Origin of the sequence: Saccharopolyspora shandongensis (assembly GCF_900106995.1) — a bacterium.
Classification (GTDB): Bacteria; Actinomycetota; Actinomycetes; order Mycobacteriales; family Pseudonocardiaceae; genus Saccharopolyspora; species Saccharopolyspora shandongensis.
Map to the genome: position 1 here is coordinate 33,371 of NZ_FNOK01000006.1, position 21,518 is coordinate 54,888.

General features: G+C 71.1%; 23 protein-coding genes. 12 read left to right on the forward strand and 11 right to left on the reverse strand.

Features of this window, described 5'->3' with window-relative positions; translation table 11 throughout:
- The first annotated feature begins 280 nt into the window (after nt 1-280).
- The 3 genes from BLW84_RS08235 (at nt 281) to BLW84_RS08245 (ending at nt 3,325) form a co-directional block, all read left to right on the forward strand.
- Nucleotides 281-1,267, forward strand: a complete 987-nt coding sequence (locus BLW84_RS08235; protein WP_093263212.1) for a malate dehydrogenase — start codon at nt 281-283, stop codon at nt 1,265-1,267.
- A gap of 115 nt (nt 1,268-1,382) precedes the next feature.
- Entirely contained in the window at nt 1,383-1,934 is a 552-nt protein-coding gene (locus tag BLW84_RS08240; protein ID WP_093263214.1) for a GNAT family N-acetyltransferase, read from the forward strand.
- Nucleotides 1,931-3,325 carry a carboxylesterase/lipase family protein gene (locus tag BLW84_RS08245; RefSeq protein WP_093263217.1) on the forward strand — a complete coding sequence of 465 codons (1,395 nt, stop codon included), beginning with the start codon at nt 1,931-1,933 and terminating at the stop codon, nt 3,323-3,325. Before BLW84_RS08240 ends, BLW84_RS08245 begins: the two co-directional genes overlap by 4 nt.
- Nucleotides 3,326-3,331: 6 nt before the next feature.
- Here BLW84_RS08245 and BLW84_RS08250 read toward each other — a convergent pair whose 3' ends face one another.
- The 3 genes from BLW84_RS08250 to BLW84_RS08260 form a co-directional block, all read right to left on the reverse strand.
- Nucleotides 3,332-3,718, reverse strand: a complete 387-nt coding sequence (locus tag BLW84_RS08250) for a VOC family protein (protein WP_093263219.1) — start codon at nt 3,716-3,718, stop codon at nt 3,332-3,334.
- A 20-nt stretch (nt 3,719-3,738) separates the two neighbouring features.
- Entirely contained in the window at nt 3,739-4,197 is a 459-nt protein-coding gene (locus BLW84_RS08255) for a GNAT family N-acetyltransferase (protein ID WP_093263222.1), read from the reverse strand.
- 61 nt (nt 4,198-4,258) lie between these two features.
- Nucleotides 4,259-5,341: a serine hydrolase domain-containing protein gene (locus BLW84_RS08260; RefSeq protein WP_093263224.1), complete on the reverse strand. Its 1,083-nt coding sequence runs from the start codon at nt 5,339-5,341 to the stop codon at nt 4,259-4,261.
- Between the two features lie 152 nt (nt 5,342-5,493).
- On the opposite strand from BLW84_RS08260, the gene BLW84_RS08265 reads away from it, so the two are divergent.
- Entirely contained in the window at nt 5,494-5,901 is a 408-nt protein-coding gene (locus BLW84_RS08265) for a RidA family protein (protein ID WP_093263227.1), read from the forward strand.
- A gap of 67 nt (nt 5,902-5,968) precedes the next feature.
- Nucleotides 5,969-7,177 carry a GDSL-type esterase/lipase family protein gene (locus BLW84_RS08270; protein WP_093263704.1) on the forward strand — a complete coding sequence of 403 codons (1,209 nt, stop codon included), beginning with the start codon at nt 5,969-5,971 and terminating at the stop codon, nt 7,175-7,177.
- A gap of 100 nt (nt 7,178-7,277) precedes the next feature.
- On the opposite strand, the gene BLW84_RS08275 is transcribed toward BLW84_RS08270, so the two are convergent.
- Nucleotides 7,278-8,480, reverse strand: coding sequence for an MFS transporter (locus BLW84_RS08275; RefSeq protein WP_093263230.1), 1,203 nt, complete (start codon nt 8,478-8,480; stop codon nt 7,278-7,280).
- Nucleotides 8,481-8,564: 84 nt separating this feature from the next.
- Between BLW84_RS08275 and BLW84_RS08280 the strand changes: the two genes are divergently transcribed.
- A complete protein-coding gene (locus tag BLW84_RS08280; protein WP_093263232.1) occupies nt 8,565-9,023 on the forward strand; it encodes a winged helix-turn-helix transcriptional regulator in 459 nt (152 codons plus the stop codon).
- Nucleotides 9,024-9,218: 195 nt separating this feature from the next.
- Here BLW84_RS08280 and BLW84_RS08285 read toward each other — a convergent pair whose 3' ends face one another.
- Nucleotides 9,219-10,352 (reverse strand): coiled-coil domain-containing protein, encoded by a 1,134-nt coding sequence (locus BLW84_RS08285; protein WP_177226356.1) that lies wholly within the window; start codon nt 10,350-10,352, stop codon nt 9,219-9,221.
- A 161-nt stretch (nt 10,353-10,513) separates the two neighbouring features.
- Between BLW84_RS08285 and BLW84_RS08290 the strand changes: the two genes are divergently transcribed.
- Nucleotides 10,514-11,338, forward strand: a complete 825-nt coding sequence (locus BLW84_RS08290; protein ID WP_093263235.1) for a pentapeptide repeat-containing protein — start codon at nt 10,514-10,516, stop codon at nt 11,336-11,338.
- 4 nt (nt 11,339-11,342) lie between these two features.
- Here the strand turns inward: BLW84_RS08290 and BLW84_RS08295 are convergent, their stop codons facing one another.
- The gene (locus BLW84_RS08295) at nt 11,343-11,891 is read right to left on the reverse strand and encodes an anthrone oxygenase family protein (protein ID WP_245761018.1); all 549 of its coding nucleotides are present in this window, start codon (nt 11,889-11,891) and stop codon (nt 11,343-11,345) included.
- A 248-nt stretch (nt 11,892-12,139) separates the two neighbouring features.
- On the opposite strand from BLW84_RS08295, the gene BLW84_RS08300 reads away from it, so the two are divergent.
- Nucleotides 12,140-12,715 carry a TetR/AcrR family transcriptional regulator gene (locus BLW84_RS08300; RefSeq protein ID WP_093263239.1) on the forward strand — a complete coding sequence of 192 codons (576 nt, stop codon included), beginning with the start codon at nt 12,140-12,142 and terminating at the stop codon, nt 12,713-12,715.
- A gap of 614 nt (nt 12,716-13,329) precedes the next feature.
- Here BLW84_RS08300 and BLW84_RS08305 read toward each other — a convergent pair.
- Both BLW84_RS08305 and BLW84_RS08310 read right to left on the reverse strand, forming a co-directional pair.
- On the reverse strand, nt 13,330-14,412 hold the full coding sequence (locus BLW84_RS08305) for a winged helix DNA-binding domain-containing protein (RefSeq protein WP_093263242.1): 1,083 nt from the start codon (nt 14,410-14,412) through the stop codon (nt 13,330-13,332).
- Nucleotides 14,409-15,389, reverse strand: a complete 981-nt coding sequence (locus BLW84_RS08310; RefSeq protein ID WP_093263245.1) for an MDR family NADP-dependent oxidoreductase — start codon at nt 15,387-15,389, stop codon at nt 14,409-14,411. Before BLW84_RS08310 ends, BLW84_RS08305 begins: the two co-directional genes overlap by 4 nt.
- Nucleotides 15,390-15,479: 90 nt before the next feature.
- Between BLW84_RS08310 and BLW84_RS08315 the strand changes: the two genes are divergently transcribed.
- Entirely contained in the window at nt 15,480-16,451 is a 972-nt protein-coding gene (locus BLW84_RS08315; RefSeq protein WP_093263247.1) for a helix-turn-helix transcriptional regulator, read from the forward strand.
- 394 nt (nt 16,452-16,845) lie between these two features.
- Here BLW84_RS08315 and BLW84_RS08325 read toward each other — a convergent pair whose 3' ends face one another.
- A complete protein-coding gene (locus BLW84_RS08325; RefSeq protein WP_093263253.1) occupies nt 16,846-17,400 on the reverse strand; it encodes a riboflavin biosynthesis intermediates N-glycosidase in 555 nt (184 codons plus the stop codon).
- Nucleotides 17,401-17,494: 94 nt separating this feature from the next.
- Between BLW84_RS08325 and BLW84_RS08330 the strand changes: the two genes are divergently transcribed.
- The 3 genes from BLW84_RS08330 to BLW84_RS08340 all read left to right on the forward strand — a co-directional run bounded on the left by BLW84_RS08330 (nt 17,495) and on the right by BLW84_RS08340 (nt 20,248).
- Nucleotides 17,495-18,244, forward strand: a complete 750-nt coding sequence (locus tag BLW84_RS08330) for an SDR family oxidoreductase (protein WP_093263255.1) — start codon at nt 17,495-17,497, stop codon at nt 18,242-18,244.
- 39 nt (nt 18,245-18,283) lie between these two features.
- Nucleotides 18,284-19,417 carry a glycosyltransferase family 9 protein gene (locus tag BLW84_RS08335; protein WP_093263258.1) on the forward strand — a complete coding sequence of 378 codons (1,134 nt, stop codon included), beginning with the start codon at nt 18,284-18,286 and terminating at the stop codon, nt 19,415-19,417.
- 273 nt (nt 19,418-19,690) lie between these two features.
- On the forward strand, nt 19,691-20,248 hold the full coding sequence (locus tag BLW84_RS08340) for an AAA family ATPase (protein ID WP_218157238.1): 558 nt from the start codon (nt 19,691-19,693) through the stop codon (nt 20,246-20,248).
- A gap of 17 nt (nt 20,249-20,265) precedes the next feature.
- Here the strand turns inward: BLW84_RS08340 and BLW84_RS46070 are convergent, their stop codons facing one another.
- Nucleotides 20,266-20,574 carry a hypothetical protein gene (locus BLW84_RS46070; protein ID WP_143060892.1) on the reverse strand — a complete coding sequence of 103 codons (309 nt, stop codon included), beginning with the start codon at nt 20,572-20,574 and terminating at the stop codon, nt 20,266-20,268.
- 58 nt (nt 20,575-20,632) lie between these two features.
- Nucleotides 20,633-21,490 carry a LysR family transcriptional regulator gene (locus BLW84_RS08345; RefSeq protein WP_093263263.1) on the reverse strand — a complete coding sequence of 286 codons (858 nt, stop codon included), beginning with the start codon at nt 21,488-21,490 and terminating at the stop codon, nt 20,633-20,635.
- Between the last annotated feature and the right edge of the window lie 28 nt (nt 21,491-21,518).

The following is a 21,518-nucleotide window of genomic DNA, read 5'->3' on the forward strand; positions in this document are numbered from 1 at the left end:
CGAGCTCGTGAAGCCGGCTCCGCCCCGGCTCCTCACCCACTACACGAACGGCTCCGCGCCGGATCGACACCACGGTGCGAAGAATTCCCGCGGGCCGCCACCCAGCACGTATCGGTGATCACGGGGCCGCCGGACTGTGGTCTGCCTCTCCCCGCCGGACGCGGCTGAATCGGTCCGGCGCGCGGTCCACTGTGATCCGTGGCGGGCACGCAACGGGACCGGCGCGCTGGGGATAGCATCCCGCTAGGCAATCACCCGGCGAGCAGGAGAACGAAACCTCATGACCCAAGCTCCCGTCACCGTGACCGTTACCGGTGCGGCCGGTCAGATCGGCTACGCGTTGCTGTTCCGGATCGCATCCGGTCAGCTCATCGGGCCCGACACCCCGATCAAGCTCCGCTTGCTGGAGATCCCGCAGGCGGTCAAGGCGGCCGAGGGCACCGCGATGGAGCTCGACGACTGCGCCTTCCCGCTGCTGCAGAGCATCGACATCACCGACGATGCCCGCACCGCGTTCGACGGCACCAACGTCGCGCTGCTGGTAGGCGCCCGCCCGCGCACCAAGGGCATGGAGCGCGGCGACCTGCTGGAGGCCAACGGCGGCATCTTCAAGCCGCAGGGCGAGGCGATCAACGCCGGTGCCGCCGACGACGTGCGCGTGCTGGTGGTCGGCAACCCGGCCAACACCAACGCCCTCATCGCCCAGGCCCACGCGCCGGACGTGCCCGCCGAGCGGTTCACCGCGATGACCCGCCTGGACCACAACCGGGCGCTGTCCCAGCTCGCGCAGAAGCTGAACGTGTCGATCACCGACATCAAGAAGCTCACCATCTGGGGCAACCACTCCGCCACCCAGTACCCCGACCTCTTCCACGCCGAGGTCGGCGGCAAGATCGCCGCCGAGCAGGTCGAGCAGGCCTGGCTGTCCGACGAGTTCATCCCGACCGTCGCCAAGCGCGGCGCGGCCATCATCGAGGCCCGCGGCGCGTCCTCGGCCGCCTCGGCCGCCAACGCCGCCATCGACCACGTGCACACCTGGGTCAACGGCACGCCCGAGGGCGACTGGACCTCGGCGGCCGTGGTCTCCGACGGCTCCTACGGCGTGCCGGAGGGCCTGATCTCGTCGTTCCCGGTCACCGCTCGCGACGGCAAGTTCGAGATCGTGCAGGGCCTGGAGATCGACGAGTTCTCCCGCGAGCGCATCGACGCCTCGGTCAACGAGCTCGTCGAGGAGCGCGACGCGGTCCGCAAGCTCGGCCTGATCTGAGCCACCCGCGCATAGACGAAGTGGGCCGCCCCGGTGACGGGGCGGCCCACTTCGTCTATGCGGATCCGGTGATATTTGGTTGCCGAGATCGGCCGTGGGGCAGGACCATCGGCGCATGGCCCATCCCCCGGAACTGATCACCCTCGAATCGGCGGTGTTGCGCCGATGGCGCGGTGACGATCTCGCCGAGATGCACCGAGTGGTCACCGAAGCGCTGCCGCACCTGCGGCCGTGGATGCCGTGGGCCGCCGGGGACTACTCGCTGGACACGGCCGTCGAATTCCTCGACCGCTGCGACCGCAACTGGCACACCGGCAGCGCTTACGCCTACGCCATCATCGTCGACGGCGCGATCGCCGGTTGCGTCGCCATGGAACGCCGCATCGGCTCCGGCGGCCTGGAGATCGGGTACTGGTTGCACCCCGACTACACCGGCCTGGGCCTGGCCACCGCCAGCACGGCCGCGCTGGTCGACGAGGCGTTCGCGCTGCCGGGCATCGACCGCGTGGAGATCTGGCACGACGCGGCGAACACCGCCAGCGGCCGCATCCCGCAGCGCCTCGGCTTCACCTGCGTCGACCAGCGCAGCCCCAGCCGCGACCCCCGGGCGGGCAGCGAAGAGGGAATCGACGTCATCTGGCGACTGACCCGCCCGGCCCAGCGGTGACGCCCGAGGTCACCACCGCCGCCGGCCGGATCCGCGGCCGTCACGGCGCGGTCCACACGTTCCTCGGAATCCCTTACGCCGCAGCACCGTTCGGACCGAATCGGTTCCAGCCGCCCGGGCCACCAGCGGGCTGGACCGGGGTGCGCGACTGCGTGGCGTTCGGTCCCATCGCGCCTCAGGACGCGGAACTGCCCGGCGCGCCGACGTGGTCCGGTGCCGACGACGTGCTCACCCTCAACGTCTGGGCGCCTCCGGCCGCGCACCGGCTGCCGGTGCTGGTGTGGATCCACGGCGGTGCCTACACCTTCGGCTCCACCGCCCAGCCCGACTACGACGGCAGCGCCCTGGCCGCCACCGGGCTCATCGTGGTCACCGCCAACTACCGGCTGGGTTTCGAGGGGTTCGGGCACCTTGCCGGCCATCCCGACAACCGCGGCCTGCTGGACCAGATCGCCGCGCTGCGCTGGGTGCGGGAGAACATCGCGGCATTCGGCGGCGACCCGGGCAACGTGACGGTCGCCGGGCAGTCCGCCGGCGCCGGATCGGCGGCGTGCCTGCTGCTCATGCCGCAGGCACGCGGGCTGTTCCGCCGAGCCATCCTGCACAGCGTCCCCGACTCCTACTTCACCACCGATGCCGCGGCGGCCATCACCGCCGAGATCACCACCCGACTCGGCACCGACCCGGCGACGGCCGCACCCCGCGACCTCGTCACCGCCGCGACCGCCGTCTCCGGCATCCCGCATTCCGGTTCCCGGCGACAGTACGACCCGGTCCTGTTCGGCCCCGTCGTCGACGGCCGCACGCTGCCCGCGGCACCACTGTCCACAGTGCACGACACGACCGTCGGCCTGCTGGTGTGTCACACGACCGAGGAGTACTGGCTGTTCGACGCGCTGGACACCCTCAAGCGCGTCGACACCGATGCCCACCTGCGCGCTTTCGCCCACGCCATGGCCATCCCGGACGCGGTCGCCGAGCATTACCGCACCCTCACGTCCTCGCCGCGCGAGGCCTATCTCGCCCTGTTCGGCGACGCGATCTTCGCGGCTCACAGCACGCGGCTGGCCGAGCACCACGCACGCCACGGCGGACGGGCGCACCTGGCCCGTTTCGCCCGCCGCCGCAGCGGAGTCCACGCCTGGCACGGCGCCGACGTGCCGTTGAACTTCGGCAACCTCGCCACGGCGGACTTCCTCCTCGGCGGCCCGCCCGACGACCACGACCAGGCCCTGTCCCGGCGCATGATGCGCGCCTGGCGCGACTTCGCCCGCACCGGCGACCCCGGCTGGCCGGCGGGCACACCCGCCGAAACCCCGGTGCACACCTGGGCGCTACCCGGCGACCGGCTCGACCGGGCCGGCGGCGAACCCTGGCGCGCGATGCGGTGACCGGCGTCAGCCCGGCCGGTTCCCCATCGCCGAGGGCTGCAGCAGCGAGATCGGGTTGCCGTCGACATCGGTGAAGGTCGTCATCCGGCCCCACTGCATCTCCTGCGGATTCCCGGCCTCCACCCCGGCGGCGCGCAGCTCCGCGACGTCGGCGTCCAGGTCGTCGGTGTGGAACTGCAGGTGCACGGGCCCGCCGAACTCGCGCCCCTCGACGCTGAAGTCGACCAGCACCACACCGGTCTGCGCGCCGGGCGGGGCGACCATGACGAACTGGCCGTGCGGGCCGGCGATGTCCACGACCAGCTCGAAGCCGAGGACGTCGACGTAGAACTCGCGGGCCTTGACGTGGTCGGCCACCGGCACCGACACGAACTGCAGACGTGAGATTCGCATGTCGACACGGTAGGTGCCGCCTACTGTTCGAGCACCAGATGCGGCCGGGACCACGTGATCGCACCCTCCGCGGGAACCGTCCCCACGCGCCTCGCTCCGACCGACAGGTAGAAGCCCTCCGACGGCGGGTGCGACACCACGTGCACCCGCCGCAAACCCCGGGCGCGGGCCTGCGCGCGGGCGTCGTCGATGAGCAACCGGCCCACACCCCGGCCCTGCGCGGCGTCGTCGACGAACATGTAGTCGAGCTCGCCTTCGCCGGCGCCGCCACGCCCCGGGACGATCACCGTGTAGAAGCCCAGCGGCCGACCGGCCTCGTCTCGGGCGACCCGCACCAGGTGCGCCGCCAGGTACTCGGCGTCGATGCCCAGATCGGCCACCATCACCCGGTAGTGCCCGTCGTAGGCGCTGCTGGTCCGCACGATCCGCGTCAGCCGTTCGGCGTCGGCGATCGTCGCATCGTCGATCTTGATTGCCATGGCAACCAGTCAATACCAACCCCACGACACCCGGCGCACCCCGCCGCACCGGAAGCGCGGTTCACCACGCAGACTCGATGGCTTCCTCCAGCGCCATCATCCGGTGCGGTCCGGCGAGGTGCCGGGTCACGAAAGCACAGGAATAGCCGTGCTTCCGCGACACCCACGCCGTGGAGCCGCCCAGGCCGCCCATGGCCAGATCGCCGTCGTAGTGCTGCAGGCCCAGCGTCCACGTCACGTCGAAGCCGAGGAACAGGTCCCACCCGCTGACCTGCGGCCGGATGAACTCCCCGTGCAGTTCCCCGCCCAGCAGCCGCGCCACCGGCCCATCTGCGTCGGCCAGCCCGGCGAAGAACCCGCACAACGCCCGCGCGGTGGTGTGCATGCCGATAGCCGGGAACTCGGCGCGCCGCCAACGTTCGGAGTTGTGCAGCGCCACGTCCAGCGCACCGGGAGGTACCGCCAGCGCGCGGTGCGTCAGATCGCCCGGCTCGCCGAACTTCCAGGATTCCGGGTCTGCGACCTCCAGCTCCGCGACCCGGTGCAGGTCGGCGTCGGGAACCCCGAAGTGCGCATCCAGCCCCAGCGGCCGCGCAATGTCCTCCCGGAACACCGTCCCCAGCGAGCGCCCGGTGACCGACCGGACGACACCGTCGAGCAGATGGCCGTAGGTCAGGCCGTGTTCGGCCACCGCCGTGCCCGGTGGCCACTCCGGCGCGGCCGCCGCCAACTGTGCGCGCAGCCCGGCGTCGTCGAACAGATCCCCGGCCGTGGCGGGAAAGACAGGCTGCCCGGCCTGGTGGCTGAGCGCCTGGCGCAGCGTGGTCGCCGACTTGCCGGCCGCAGCGTAGTCCGGCCACAGCGCGGCAACCGGGGTGTCCAGCGCGATCCCGGCGTCGGCGAGGACCTTCAGCAGGGTCAGCGCGGCGAACGCCTTGCTGACCGAGTAGACGTGCACGAGCGTGTCCTCGCGCCAAGGGCTGGTGCGCGCGGCATCGGCCCACCCGCCGGAGAGCCGCACGACCTCCTCGCCGCCGTAGCGCACCACCAGCCCGGCACCGGTCTCGCGGCCGTCGGCCAGCAGCTGCGCGAACACCTCGGCCACCTTGGCGAACCGGTCGTCCACCACGCCCCGCGGCTCCATCGTCCTCCCAGTCCTTTCGATGTCCACTGTGGAACAGAATTCGGCGCCCCCAGCTCGCCGACCACCCACTGACAACCAGACTATTCGGACGATCAACTCTTTTTCACAGTGAGCGAAAGCCTCATCGCGACGCCCGCCGGTAGGCTGACGTTATGCCCGATACGGTCCGCTTGGTCCGCAGCGGAAGTCTGTCCGATGTGGCCGAATACGCCTACGGCGCGGTCGTGCGCCCCGACGCGCAGCTCGTCTTCGCCGCCGGAGCCTGCCCCCTCGATGAGTCCGGCGCGACCGTGGCCGTCGGCGACTACGCCGCACAGGCGCGCCAGATGATGCGCAACCTCGAAACCGCCCTGGCCGACTCCGGGGCCCGACTGTCCGATGTGGTCAAGACGACCGTCTACGTGGCCGCCACGCGGCAGGCCGACCTGGTCGCGACGTGGGAAGTGGTGCGCGACCACTTCGGCGACCACGACCCGCCGAGCACGCTGCTGGGTGTCACGGTCCTCGGCTACGACGACCAGCTGGTCGAGATCGACGCGCTGGCCGCCGTGAACCCCTGAGCCGGGGCCGCGGCCGCGGCCGGAAAACCAGGTGCGGATCGGGAACGCACTTGACAGGCTGGTGGTCATGGACCACCAGCACGACGCCGCCAAGCCCGGGCCGCAGGCTCGGGTCACCACCCCCATCACCGCGGATCTCCTTCGCGGCGCGCTCGACCTGGAACGCACCGAGCACGGGTTGCTGCCGCACCGGCTGCCCGCCTGGGCACGAGCGCAGTACACCGATGGGCAGCTGGCCATGGCGGAGTCGCAGCCCTCCGGCGTGCGGCTGGTCGTCCGCACCCGGGCCACGGTCGTCGAGCTGGACGTCCTCGCCACCAAGACCGTCTACCAGGGCCTCCCGCCTCGCCCCGGCAGCGTCTACGACCTGCTCATCGACGGCCGCCTGACCGATCAGGCGAGCGCGCCGGGCGGCAACGTCGTGGCCGTGGACGTCGCCACCGGCTCCACCGAGACCCAGCCCGGCCCGGTCGGCACCATCCGGTTCGCCGGGCTGCCCGACCGTGCCAAGGAGGTCGAGATCTGGCTGCCGCACAACGAGCTCACGCAGCTGGTCGCGCTGCGCACCGACGCTCCCGTGGAGCCGGTGCCGACCGGGCGGCGGGTGTGGCTGCACCACGGCAGCTCGATCAGCCACGGCTCCAACGCGGCCAGTCCCAGCACGATCTGGCCCGCGCTGGCCGCCGCCCTCGGCGACGTGGACCTGATCAACCTTGGCTTCAGCGGCAGCGCGTTGCTCGACCCGTTCACCGCCCGCACCCTGCGCGACACCCCGGCGGACCTGATCAGCGTCAAGATCGGCATCAACATCGTCAACGCCGACCTGATGCGCCTGCGCGCCTTCACCCCGGCGGTGCACGGCTTCCTCGACACCATCCGCGAAGGCCATCCCACGACGCCGCTGCTGGTCGTCTCGCCGATCCTGTGCCCCATCCACGAGGACACCCCCGGCCCCGGCGCGTTCGACGTCGACGCGCTCCAAGCCGGACAGGTGCAGTTCCGGGCCACCGGCGACCCCGCGGAGCGCGCGGCCGGGAAGCTGACGCTGAGCGTCATCCGGGACGAGCTTGCCCGCATCGTGAAGCAGCGCGCGGCCGACGACCCGAACCTGCACCACCTCGACGGCCTCGAGCTCTACGGCGAGGCGGACTTCGCCGAGTTGCCGCTGCCCGACCGGCTCCACCCGGACGCCGCCGCCCACCACCGCATCGGCGAACGCTTCGCCGAACTGGCCTTCCGCCCAGGCGGACCGTTCACCGCCGAACGAGCCCGCTGACCAGGCGCCACCGCCGCGCCCGACGTCGCGTTGTCGCCAGGTCTCCTGGCAGACGCTGACCCCGTCCAGACCGGTGCCCGCAGGCACCGAATCCGGGAGGTCACGGTCGGCTCGCTTTCTGCGGGTCGCTCAGGGGCAGGTGCGGTTCGGTCGCCACGCGGCGGCTGGATGCCCAGACCACAAGCGCGCAGGCCGCGAAGGCCGCACCGAGGACGCTGGAGCCGGCCCATCCGGCACCGGCGAACACGGTGGTCGTGGCGGTGGCGCCGAGAGCGGAGCCGAGCGAGTAGAAGACCATGTAGCCGCCGATGACGCTGCTGGTGCGGTGCGGGTGGGTCATGGTGAGCAGGTGCTGGTTGCTCACGTGCACGGCTTGGACGGCGAAATCGAGCACGACCACGCCGATGACGACGAGCCACAGCGACCACGACGCTTGCCCGATGGCCAGCCACGAGGCGGCGAGGAGGACGAGCGCCCCGCCGCTGACGGAGCCGGCGAATCCGGCGTCGGCCCAGCGTCCTGCCCGGGCGGCGCCGAGAGCGCCGACCAGCCCGGCAAGGCCGAACAAGCCGATCTGCGCCGTGCTCAGATGCCACGGGGCGACCGCGAGCGGTAGCGCCAGGCCGCTCCACAGCGCGCCGAAGGAAGCGAACAGGAAGAACGCGATCAGCCCGCGCGAGAGGAACAGGCGCTCGCGGAACAGTCCGCCCAGCGACGTCAGCACCTGCGGATACGTGGCGTGGTCGGCGCGAGCGTCCGGCGGCACAGTCGTCAGGACGAGGCACGCCAGCGCCACCAGGAGCACGGCGAGCGCGACGTACACGCTCCGCCAGCCCCACACCGCGGCCAGGGCGCCGGCCGCGACACGTGCTCCGAGAATGCCGATGACGACACCGGACGTCACCGCGCCGAGGTTTCGGCCGCGTTCCTCGGGCGTGGACAGGGCCGCGGCGTAGGCGACCGTCGTCTGGACGACGACCGCGAACAGGCCCGCGACCACCATCCCGACGAGCAGCACCCAGGTCCGAGTGGCGGTCGCGGCCAGTACCGCACCCACCGCGGTCAGCAGAAGGTGCCCCGCCATGAGCTTGCGCCGGTCGATCATGTCGCCCAGCGGGACGAGAACAGCCAGTCCTGCCAGGTAGCCGAGCTGCCCGGCGGCGACGATCCATCCCAGGTCGGCATCCGGTACGCCAAGGTCGGAACCGATCTGGGCGAGAACCGGCTGGGCGGCGTAGATGCTCGCGACGGCGACCGCGCAGATCACGGCGAACAACGTCCTTCGGCCAATGGTCAGGCCCATCCGCACTCCTCAATCAGTAGCAAAGTGCAACTGATTCGACGGTACGGCAGAATGGTTTCAATCAGCAACTCTTCGGGAGACGTGATGAACCAGACCGAGATCCGCGCCGAGGATGTGGCCTGGACCGACCCGGGCTGCCCAGTGGCGCGAACCCTCGACCTGATCGGCGACCGCTGGAGCCTGCTCATCGTCCGCGACGCCATGGACGGCGCACGCGCGTTCACCGACTTCCAGCAGCGCACCGGCATCGCGCGCAACATCCTCACCGACCGGCTCCGCCGGCTGGTCGAGCGAGGCGTCCTCGACCGGCGGACCGCGCCATCGGGCAGGCGGCAGCTCTACACGCTCACCACTGCCGGACGCGACCTGTTCACCGTCGTCGTGGCCCTGCGCCAGTGGGGCGAACGCCACGCCTTCGCCCCCGACGAGACCCACTCCGTCCTCGTCGACGAACTCGGCGTCCCGCTTCCAGAGCTTCGGCCGATCGACTCGAGCGGCAATTCCGCCGACGTCGGCACAACCTCCGTGCGAAAAGATCGCTGACGTCGGCCCGAACGCGGCACACGACGTCCACCAGAGCGGCCGACTCCCGATGACCGGTTCATGCCGGCCAGTCCACCGCTGCCGTCGCCGACCTGGCCGAACAAGCGCTACAGGTCGTCAATCGTGTTGATGCGCAACGGAATCGTTGCGCTCCAGCATTGCCGCAAAGGCGGGGGTGAGTAGCTTCCTCGCCGGCTAAGCCGGCTCCACCGACTCCGCGGGCGGCTTCGCCACCGCTGCCCGCAGTGCACGCAGCTCCTCCGTCGCTGCATCGAGCTGCCGTTCGGCGCGCTCCGCGCGTGCCAGCGATTGCTCCCGCGCGTCCTGCACCGCCGCCACCCGCTGCGCGGCAGCGGTGCGCTCGGCCTCCATCCGCTCCGCGGTCTCCGTCCGCAGCCGCTGGAGTTCCGCCGCCTGCTGCTCGCGCAGCGTCGCGAGGTCGTCGCGCTGGCGCTGCACTTCCGCGCGCGCTTCGTCGGCTGCGCGCTTGAGCTCGTCCAGCTGTCCCTGCGCGGTTTCCGCTGCTTGTTCGGCGCGCGCCGCCCGTTCCACCGCCGCCGCCTGCTGCTGTGTCGCGGCATCCATTTGCCGTCGTGCTTCCTCTTGCGCCGCTTGGATTTCCGCGGCCGCGTTCGCCTTCGCCTGCTCGATGGCGTTGCGCGCGTCGGTGATCTGCCGCTCGGCGTCGCGCCGGGCCGCCGCGGTGGCGACCTCGGCTTCGTTGCGCGCGGCCTCGATGTCCTGCCGCGCCCGCTGCTCGGCTTGATTCGCCCGTTCCACGGCATCATCCCGTTCTTTGCGGGCGCTTTCGGTGTCCTGCCCAGCGGCTTCCGCGGCCGCGGTGGCGTCCTCGGCCGCCGCCTCGGCGGCGCTGCGCGCCTGCTCGGCGTCGCGACGCTGCTGCTGCGCGGTGGCCAGGGCTTTCTCCGCCTGCGCGATGCGGTGCGCGGCTTCGGCTTGGGCCGCCTGGATCTGCGCCTCGGCCGCGCTGGGATCAGCGATCGTACCGAGTTCGGCGATGCCGGCGCGCAGATTCCGGGTCAATTGCTCCGACAGGAGCCGGTACTGCCGCAGCAGCTCCTCGGCCCGCAGTCGCGCGCTGTCGTACTCGACGGCCGCCACCGGCGAGACCTCGGCCTGTTCCTGCACGGCTTGCAGGCGCTGCCGTTCCTTCCAGGCGCGCCAGCGGGTGTGCTCGGGAAGGTCGCAGTACTCCGAGGGGCGTCCCGGGCCGCCGGTGCGCACGATCTCCCGCGAGCATCCGGGAAATCGGCACACCCCTTCGGCCTGCTCCTCGGACGTCGCCTCGCGCACCTGCTGCTCACCCATGCCGCGGACGTTATCAACCGCGACCGGCGGCACGTCGGACCTGCTTGCGGGGCACGCCGCCGCTCCTGTGGCTCGCTCCGGCGTCGCGACCTGCGTCCGGACCGCCGCATCTGGTCGGGGAGAATGCGGGGAGAACACCTCGCGGCAGGAGATCACGCACGTTGTCCGACCAACACCAAGCCCCACCCGCCGATGGCGGTCTGCACGCCGACTGCGCGAACTGCTTCGGACTGTGCTGCGTGGCACTGCCCTTCGCCGCCTCGGCCGACTTCGCCGTGAACAAGGACGCCGGGACGCCCTGCACCAACCTGCTGGACGACTTCCGCTGCGGCATCCACTCGCAGCTGCGCGAACGGGGATTTCCCGGCTGCACCGTCTTCGACTGCTTCGGCGCCGGGCAGAAGGTCTCGCAGATCACCTTCGGCGGCACGGACTGGCGGCAGGCCCCGGGCAGCGCCGGGAAGATGTTCGCGGTGTTCCCGGTGATGCGCCAGCTCCACGAGCTGCTCTGGTACCTCACCGAAGCCCTGACTCTCCCGGCGGCCGCGCCCGTGCACGCCGGTCTCCGCAAGGCACTGGCGGACACCGAAGCTTTGACCCGCGGCAGCGCCGATGAGCTCACCGGTGTTGATGTCGCGGCGCTGCGCCACGACATCAACACCTTGCTGCTGCGTACCAGCGAGCTCGTGCGGGCCGAGGTTCCGGGCCGCAAGAAGAACCACCGGGGCGCCGACCTCATCGGAGCCAAGCTGCGCGGCGCCGACCTGCGAGGCGCCAACCTCCGCGGCGCCTACCTCATCGCGGCCGACATGCGCGGTGCCGATCTGCGCTCGGCCGACGTGATCGGCGCGGACTTCCGCGACACGAACCTGCGCGGAGCCGACCTCACCGGCGCCATCTTCCTCACCCAGGCCCAGCTCAACGCCGCCAAGGGCGACGCCGCCACGAAGCTGCCCCCGGCACTTTCCCGTCCCGCGCACTGGTGACCGCTCAGCCGCCGGAGACGACGACGGAACGCGCGTGGCCGGCTTGCAGCGCGACCGGCTGGCCGTCGTCGACCCGCTGGGAGCCGTAGACCACCAGGGACCACAGCAGGCAGATGAATGCCGCGGTGTGCACGAGGGCGCGGACGATGTTCCAGGTGCCCCAGGTCTTCTCGAACGCGCTGCGCGCCGCGGCGAAGTCGGTGGTGGCCGTGGCGAGCCGGTCGTTGAGGGGAACGTTGAAAGCGGCTGTGATGGCGAACGCGGCCAGGTAGAGCACCAGCCCGGCGATCAGCCACGGCAGCGCCGGGCGCCCGTGTCCCTGCCAGGCCAGGAACACCGCCAGGGCGAGGAGCGGGATCGCGCCTATGAAGGGCACCAGGAAGGCCGGGTTGAGGATGGCCTTGTTGATGTTCTGCATGGCCTCGACCAGGGTGCGGTCGGAGGAGCGCCCGAGGCCGGGCATGACCGCGTAGGCGAAGCCGGCGAACAGCCCGGCCATCAGCGCGCAAGCGATCGTGGCGGACAGCATCGTGGCGATTTGCAGGAATTTCAACGTTGATCTCTCGTTCGGTCGTGGGCCGCTGGACGGCAGGGGTGCGCGTTACCGCCGGGTGCCGGGCTTGGGCAGCGGCCGGGGGCGGGGCACCGAGCGCGGCAACGGGGCCTGCGGGCGGTGCTGGCGCTTCGGGTGAACTCGCATCTTGGGCCCTCACCTTTAACTTCAATTGATGTACTCTGCATGCAGTGGTTAGAACGTAGTACTGCATCCGCAGTGGCGTCAACGAGTTTCGGGAGATCGACATGCGACAGAACCCAGCCCGCCGCACAGCGCTGCTGGATGCCGCGATCGAGGTCCTCGCGCGGGACGGGTCGCGCGGGCTAACGCTGCGTTCCGTGGACAAGGAAGCGGGCGTACCCACGGGCACGACGACCAACTACTTCGCCAACCGCGCCGAACTGCTCCGCCAGATCATGGCCCGCACCCACGAACGCCTCACCCCGGACCCGGTCCAGATGGCCGAGACGATGAAGGCCGCGCCCAGCCGAGAGCTCACCGCCACGCTGCTGCGCCAGCTCGTCGAGCGGATGCGCGGCGACCGCAGCAGCCACCTCGCCATGCTGGAACTGCGCCTGGAAGCCACCCGCCGACCGGAGCTGCAGGCGGACCTGACCACCACCTTCGCCGACATGCTCAAGAGCAACATCGACTGGCACCTCGAAGTCGGCCTGCCTGGCGACCGCGCCACCGTGCTGCAGCTCTACCTGGCCATGCTCGGCGTCATCGTGGACGACCTCACCGTGCCCGGGCTGCTGCAGCCGTACGGCATCGACAAGATCGTCGACGACCTGGTGGACCGGAGCCTGCCGGAGAGCTGACCGACGTGGGGCCGGGCCCCCGGTGATCTTTTGGCAAGATCGCCGGGGGCACTTCTACGCCGATCTGCACCACCCGGCCTGGTTCGCGCACCTGCGCGAGGTTGGGCTAACGCCAATCCCCAGTGGAGCAGCAGAGGCTGGTCCGGCTCGACGGTGGTCAACGTGCTCGGGCAGAAGCGATCGGCGACCTGCTCGCCCAACTCCATCCCGGCAAGACCGCAACCGGGTATCGCCTCACCTGCCCCGGCTGCCGGTCGGCCTGGTTGATCATGGCGGCGAACGCAATCACGGGCTACTAGCTAGCCGCCGTGGCGGTGTCCGCGAGCGTCCAATATCTCCGCGGTAGTTGCACTGCAGTTCTACCTGCCTTCGTGAATAACCCTCACTCCATGGCCATGCACCACCAGCCGCATATCCGAGCAGTTCGGCATGCTTGCTGAGGCGACAACTGGGTCTTGTTCGATCTCAGTCTCTTTGTGACCACAATGGACTTTTCGCCCCGGTGACCAGCTCAAACAATCACTACCGTCCAATCCTGGCCGCTTCTTTCTCCTGACCCTGCGCCCAGGGCAGCGGCCATCGTGCCGAACCGCTGGCCAGCACTGCCCGGGTGGTCAAGCCATTTCCACCCGAAGTTTCCCGGATACTACGAAGACCCCCAGGCGCTGCGCCTCCTGCTCCACGGCCACCCGATCAGTCGCGGACAACGGACGGAACGCGGTGAGGCGCACGGTGTCGCCGTCGAGCGACCAGCTTCCGTGGACCCGGCCGTCCACGAGGAAGGTGGGCAGTACCCGCGCCTGGCCGGGCATCACGCGCTTCCGGTCCTCCTGGCTGATGATGCGGGTCCGGTCGGTGTGGCCGAGCAGGGCGTTGTCGAAGGCGGGCAGCAGGCGTACGGGGGCGGGCGTGTCGGGGTCGGGCAGTTCCGCGTCGGCCAGGTCGATGAGTTCTCTGCCGTCGGGATCGCGGTAGTGGCGCAGCTCGGCGCGCATGTCGGAGACGATCTCGCCGAGCCGGGTCAGTCCGGACCAGGCCTGCACGTCCTTGACGCCGGCCGGGCCGAACGCCGCCAGGTAGCGGCGGACGAGGTCCTTGACGGTCGCCGGGGCCATGGGCTGGCCGAGCCAGGTCTCGGCGGGCGTGACGGACACCGCCGAGCGGGTACCCCAGGAGCCCCATGCGCCGGTGGCCGGGCCGTGGACGAGGGGGGCTCTGAGCTCGACCTCGCCGGCGAGGATGCGCCCGTCGCGGCCCGGGTGGAGTTCGGCCAGCCGCCGGGCCAGCTCCTTCCGCGGCGTCGTACCGGCCGCCAGCAGCTCCAGCCCGGTGGCGACCAGCGAGGCGGTGTCCAGGCCCGCGCTGTTGCGGCCAAAGTAGGCCGAGCGGGCGGTGCGGTCGAGCACGGGCTGCAGCAGCGGGCGCAGTCGGCGGAAGTCGTCGGCCGCGGCGAGGTGCTGGGTACTGCGGAGCAGGCCGGAGCGGACCACCGTCCGGTCCTCCAACAACGCGGTGAGCTGGGCGTGAGTGAAGCCGCGGATCCTGCTCCACAGCCCGACGTACGGCCAGTTGGGCTCCTGTGCCTGCAGCGCGACGAGGCGCCCGATCACCTCCAGCGGGGTGCGATCGGTACGAGCCAGCAGGTACTGGCGGCTCAGCAGGGCCCGGTTCAGGACCGTCTTCGAGAGCGTCGTCATGACAGCCGCACCGAGACGTTGCCCCGGTAGGAGCCCTGGAGCAGGGACAGGAACGCCGCCGGCACGTCCTCGACCCCGCCCTTGACGACGGTCTGCGGGTAGACGAAGCGGCCCTCGCCCAGCCAGGTGGTGAAGTGTTCCCGCCAGGCGGCGACCTGGTCGGGGGTGTGGTGGCAGGAGAACGGCAGCAGCTCGACACCCCTGGCCCGGGCCGCGGCGTGGTCGGGCACGGGGAAGCGCTCCGCCGCGTCGCCGAGCTGGCTGGACAGCGAGCCGCACAGCGCGAAGCGGGCGCCGGGCCTGGCAGCCTGCAGCGCGGCCTGATACTGCTCGCCGCCCACGACGTCGAAGAACACCGAGATGCCGTCGGGGGCGAGCTCCCGGAGCCGGTCGAACGAGCCGTCGTGATAGTCGAACGCGGCGTCGAAGCCGAGCTCGTTCACCAGGTAGTCGACCTTGGCGGGGCTGCCGGCGCTGCCGATCACCTGCGCCGCGCCCAGGCACCTGGCGATCTGCCCGGCCAGCGAGCCCACCCCGCCCGCCGCGCCGGACACGAACACCACGTCGCCCTCGCCGACACCGGCCACGTCGGCCATCCCGTAGTAGGCGGTCGGCCCCTGACCGAGGTAACAGCCGGGATCCGCGACGGGATCGAGCCTGGTGTACTGGGTGGCCGGGCCCGCCGAGTACTCGCTCCAGCCGGTCATCGACTGGACCAGGTCACCGACCGCAAGCTCGGGGCTGTCGGACCGGACGACGGTACCGATCGCGGCCACGCCCACCCGCTGACCGGGCTGCCAGGCCGGTACCGGGATGGTGCAGTCCGCGCGCATCAGCTCCAGGTACGTCGCGGCGAGCCCGATCTGGTCGGTCCGCACCAGGACCTCGCCGTCCACCTCGGTCGTGGCGACCGTGAAGTTGTCGAGTGTCGGCGCGCCAACGACCTGCGTGGCCAGTCGGATCTCGCGGTTGATCATGTCGTGCTCCCAACGTTGGTACGGCCTTCGACGTCGACACTAGAGATACTTCCGGCCACTTTCTGGCCGGAAGTAGGCGAGGATGGTGGCATGGCCAACACCAGCTCACGAGCCCTCAGGCTGCTCTCGCTGCTGCAGACCCACCGCCACTGGCCCGGTACGGAACTCGCCGAGCGGCTCGCGGTGTCCGAGCGGACCCTGCGCCGCGACGTCGACCGGCTGCGCGAGCTCGGCTACCCGGTCCGCGCGTCCCGGGGCACCGACGGCGGATACCAGCTCGCGCCCGGCGCCGTCCTGCCGCCGCTGCTGCTGGACGACGAGGAGGCGGTCGCCCTCGCGGTGGGCATCGGCGACGCGGCGCAGAGCGGGATCGCCGGGATGCGGGAGGCGTCGCTGCGCGCGCTCACCAAGGTTGTCCAGGTCCTGCCGCCCCGACTGCGCACAAGGGTGGACACGCTGCGGAAGATGACGTACTCCGTCTCCGCGTCCGGGCCGGTCGTCGCCGCAGGAGTACTCACCACGGTCGCCCAGACCTGCCGGGACCAGGAGCGGCTCCGCTTCCACTACACCGCCCGAGGCGCCGCCCCCACCGAACGCGAGGTCGAACCGCACCGCATGGTCGCCCTCGGCGGACGCTGGTACCTGGTCGCCTACGACCTGACCCGGCACGACTGGCGCAGCTTCCGCCTCGACCGGCTGACCGGCCCGGCCGCGACCGGCACGCGCTTCCGGCCGCGTTCACTCCCCGCCGAGGACGCCGCGGCCTTCGTCCAGGCGACCAGCAGAGCCCCCGCCCCTTACACGGTCGAGGCCCTCGTCCACGCCCCTGCGGCCCGGGTACGGCAGGTGGTCGGCCAGTGGGCCACCGTCGAACCGCTCGACGACGACACCTGCCGGATCACCATGACCTCGACCTCCCTCGACTGGCCCACCCAGGCGCTGGGCAACGTGGGCGCCGAGTTCGAGGTGCTCGGCCCGCCGGAGTTCGCCGCGCACGTCCACGAATGGGGAGCCCGCTTCATCCGGGCCACCAGCGCGCCGGAGAGACCGTCCCTGCCGTAGCCAGATCGCGACGATGCCGAAGCGCCCGCAGCAGCCCGAGACGATGCTCTGCTACAGCGGTTATGACTCAGGCAAAACCCGGGATCTGCTCGACGAACAAGGCTGGCGGTACTCGGCAGCCTCCGGGACAAGCGGGAGGTCGAGTACCTGGCGCACCAGTTCGTGCCGCGGCTCGAAAACAACCACGGGGCATCGGACAAGCTGGCGTCCGCGCCCAGGACCACCTCTACCTCATCGGTGCGGCACGGCGAACGGCCCACGGCAGCGCCCAGGACCGGCAGCCGTCACCGTTCCTGTCCACCCTCGGCGACACCACCACACAGGCCGCAACCACGGCACCGCGCCGCCCGCGTCCCGCGCAGCTGACGCTGATGTGACCCGTAGCCCGCCTCGGTCAGGCGAGGCGAGCGCGGGCTTCGCCCAACGCGAAGCCCAGCAGGTTCAGCCTTCGCCACTGCTCGGGGTTCTCGCAGCGCGGATCGTCGGCGGCTAGGCCGATGCCCCAGATCGAGTCGACCGGACTGGCCTCCACCAGGACGCGGTTGCCGGCGCCCAACAGGAATTCCCGCAGGTCCGGGTTCTGGCGGAACTTCTCGACGCAGGCCGTCAGCACGATCTCGTAGCGGCTCTCCTCCCAGCGGCGCTGGTCGAATCCGCGCACGCCACGCCCCAACTGTTTGGCCTGCCGCGGATGGGACGCCCGCAGGATCTCCGCCGCGCTGCCGGTGTCGCCGAACAGCACTGCCTTGCGCCACATCATGTCGTGCTCGGCGGTGGCGAACCTCCGGCCGTCCACCTCGAACGGCGCGGGCCACCACTGGCTCAGGCAACCGCGTCCGACGCGGCCATCGCGCTCGGGCCGGTGGCCCCAGAAGAACAGGAACTTCACGCGCTGACCTCGCCGCACCCGGCTGATCACCTCGCCGACGTCCGCTGGGCTGGTGTCCATGTGGGACAGTCTTCCCGCTCAGGTCCGCTGCGAGCCAACGAATTCACGCACGGCCCTCGACGAGGCCGACACCGGCGAATGTCATGATCGGCGCATGAGTCGCCCCATCACGATCATCACCGGCGCCAGCCGCGGCATCGGCGCGGCCACGGCGTCGTGGCTGGCCCGAGCCGGCCACGACCTCGTGCTCGCATACCGCGACAACGACAGCGGCGCCGAGCGCGTCGCCGCCGAGGCCCGCGGGCACGGCGCCCGGTGCGTGCTGGTGCGTGTGGACGTCAGCCGCGAGGCCGATGTGGACCGGTTGTTCGCCGAAGCCGCGCACCAGCTGGGCCCGGTCACGGGGCTGGTCAACAACGCCGGGCTCACCGCGCACATCGGCGATCTGGCCGACACGCCGGTCGAGGTGATCCGCCAGGTCATCGACGTCAACTTCCTCGGCACGGTGCTCTGCTCGCGCCGCGCCGCCCAGGTCATGTCCACTCGCCGCAGCGGCGGTGGCGGGGCCATCGTCAACGTCTCCTCCAGCGCCGCGACACTCGGCTCGCCGCACGAGTACGTCCACTACGCCGGCGCCAAAGCCGCCGTGGACGCGCTGACGGTGGGCTTGGCGAAGGAACTCGCCGGCGAGGGCGTGCGCGTCAACGCCGTCGCTCCCGGCCTGGTGCGCACCGACATCCACGCCAGTGCGGGAGCGCCGGAACGCATCGACACGGCGGTGGCACGCGTGCCGTTCGGCCGCGCCGGGGAACCCGACGAGATCGCCCCGGCGATCGGCTGGCTGCTCGGCCCGGAATCGGCCTACACCAGCGGAGCGGTGCTGCGCGTCGCGGGCGGGCTGTAGCGGCGAAAACCTGTTGCCCGCGACCGTAGTGTCGACCTCGTGCAACGTGAATCGGTGCTCGTCAACTTCGTCTACTGCCATCCCGTCGGGCACGCGGTGGAGGCGCTGCAGTACTGCCTGGGATATCGCCGTGCCAACCCGGATCGCCGGATCGCGGTGGTGCTCAACTCCGCCACCGCCCTCGACCTGGCCGCCTGGTGCGACGCGATCGACGAGGTGTACACGGTGGACATCGACGTGTTCGAGCCGCCGACGGCCGACGTCCTCGCGCACATCCCGGCCGAGTGGGACTGGGTCGTCGACGATCCGCGCGGCCACCAGAAGTGGCAGCACGACTTCTTCCCCGGCCTGCAGCGCTACTACGAGCTGTCCGCCGAGCACTTCCGCACCACCGGCGGGCACACGCAGGTCGGCGCGCCCGAACCGGCCTACCAGCCGCGCAACCCGCTGCGGCTGAACCTGCCCGCCGCGGCGCGCGACTGGGCCGCCGAGCTGTTGCCGCAGCACGACGCGCCGACCATCGCGGTGCTGCCCGGCGGCAGCGCCGAACGATGGCGCTACCCGTCGCTGGCGTCGTGGCAGCGGATCCTCGGTGCCATCACCGACCGCTGGCCGCGGGCGCGGATGTGCTTCACCGGCAAGCTCGCCGACGACGGCCGCACCAGCACCGGCTTCACGCGCGCGGAGTTCGACGCGCTGGCCGCGACCGTCCCGAACGCGGTGTGGGCGCTGGACGTGTCGCTGGACCGGCAGCTGGCCGCGATGCAGCGCTGCGACATGCTGCTCTCGCCGCACACCGGGTTCGCGTTCGCCGCGTTGGCCGTGGGCACCCCGTGGCTGGCGCTGGCCGGGAATGACTGGGCGGAGTACTACTTCAACCCGGGCGTGCCGTTCTACTCGGTGCTGCCGGACCTGGAACGCTTCCCCTGCTACGTCATGCTGGGCAACACGCCCGAGCCCGTCGACGACGACGGCCCGCGTTCGCCCAGCATGTCCGCGGCCCGCATCGACGCCGACCTCCCCGAGCTCGTCGACGGCGTGGCCCGCCTCTACGACGGTGCCGCGGACTTCGACGCCGCGATGCGCGATCACGCCGCCCGCCTGCGCGAGCTCTTCGGCGGCCGCACCGAACTGATGTACTCGGTGGACAACTTGCTGGCCGCCCACCTCTGACGAGCGCCAGGGCCGGTCCGAGAGCCGCGCAGTACCCCCTGCAACCGAATGCGCGACCTCGGACACGGCCCCGGTCTTGGAGACACCTCCGGCCGGCAAGCGCCTCCGATGGTTGGACCGCGCCGGGCCGCAAAACTCATCGCGACCGCTAAGATCTGGTGCCAGGCCTGCTCCAGTGGCCGTTCGCGCCGCGTTCACCCCGGCGTTCCCGCCGCATCCGACGACGACAATCACCGCACTTTCCGTTGCCAGGGTTCGATGGTGGAGGTCGGCATGTCGGCAGCAGATTTCGTCGTGATCACCGGTGGTCCCGGGGCGGGCAAGACGACGCTCGTCGAGCGGCTGGCCGCCGCCGGATACGCCTGCTCGCCGGAGGCGGGCCGCGGCGTCATCGCAGACCAGCTGGCCACCGGCGGCAGCGGCCTGCCCTGGGCGGACCGGGAGTTATTCGCCGAGCTGATGCTCCAGCGGGACCTGCGTTCCCACCGGCAAGCCCGCCACCGGCGCGGACCGGTGATCTTCGACCGCGGGCTGCCCGACATCGTCGGCTACCTGCGGCTGAGCGGCCTGCCGGTGCCCGCGCACGTGGATGCCGCCGCGCGGCGGTTCCGGTACCGCAACCGGGTGCTGATCGCCCCGTTCTGGCCGGAGATCTACCGGCGGGACGGCGAACGCAAGCAGACCCCGGCAGAAGCCGAACGCACCTATGAGCAGATGGTCGCCGCCTACACCGACTACGGCTACGAACTCGTCCACCTACCACGAACAACGGTCGCCCAGCGCATGCGATTCGTCCTCGATGAGCTCTCCGGCGCCGAACGCCGCCGGTAGGCGGCCGGCGGGCGAGGTCAGGTGCTCATGTAGGTGTTGAGGTGGTCGACAAGGTCCCGGTCGAGGTCGTTGATCTCCCGTGCGACAGCACTCAGCTCGCTGGTCAATCCGGGCGAGTCGAGAATCACCTGCCGCAGGTCCCGGCGGCCGATCAGCGCCCGCACGAGATCGGTGTGGGTGTGGTAGTCGCGGTTCTGCTGCTTGGCGCCGAACTGCGGACGGGATTTGGCGCCACGCGCGCCGGGTATGCCGGCGGCCCATTTGTTTTTCCCGGGAATGTCCGAAAGGGCACGACTACGCCCCGTACGGCATGGCCGTGCGGACATCGGCAGGCGGGCAACGACCGCGGATCGGCGCCGGGGTGAGCAGCCGGAAACCGCTTCCCTAGCGCTGGGTCCGGTAGAGGTCGGTGAGCAGGGCGACAGCGGCTTGCGCGGCCGGGTGCGGGTCGTCGCGCCACCAGATCAGGCGGACCGCGATGGGCGCGGCGTCGCGCAGCGGGCGGAAGACCACGCCGGGGCGCGGGTACTGGTCGACGGTGCTCTCCGCGGTGATGCCGACGCTGCCACCGGTGGCGATGGTGGTGAGCCAGTCGTCGAGCTCGTGGGTGTACTCGACGGCAGGCCGGTTCTCCGGCGGCCACAGCTCGGTGGTCGTGGTGCCGGTTCGGCGGTCGATCAGGAGCGTGCGTTCGCTGATCTCGGCCAGCCGGATGGAACGGCGTCGGGCCCACGGATCGTCGGACGCCACCGCGCAGAACCGGCGTTCCAGACCGACGATGACGCCGTCGAAGCGCCGCTGGTCGGGTTCGGTGCGCACCACGGCGACGTCGCAGGCGCCTTCGGCGAGCCCGCCGGTGGCGGAGTTGGTGCGCACCAGACTTAGTTCGACGTCCGGGCGCAGCGCGGGCCACCGGCGCTGGAAGTCCACCGTGTGGCGGCCCATGGCCGACCAGGCGTAGCCGATGCGCAGCCGGGTGTGCCCGGAGGTGGCGTCGCGCACCAAGTCGCCGGCCTCGGCCAGCAGCCGCCGGGCGCGGGCGATGACCTGCGTGCCGACGGCGGTGGGCACGACCTCGCGGCTGGTGCGACGCAGCAGTCGGACGCCGAGGGCGGATTCCAGCGAGGCCAGCGTGCGGGAGACGGCCGCCTGCGAGACGCCCAGTTCGATGGCGGCGTCGGTGAAGGTGCCCTCGTCGGCGATCGCGACCAGGCAGCGCAGCTGCCGCAGCTCCACATCCATAACCCAAGCGTATAGCTGGCACGTCGGA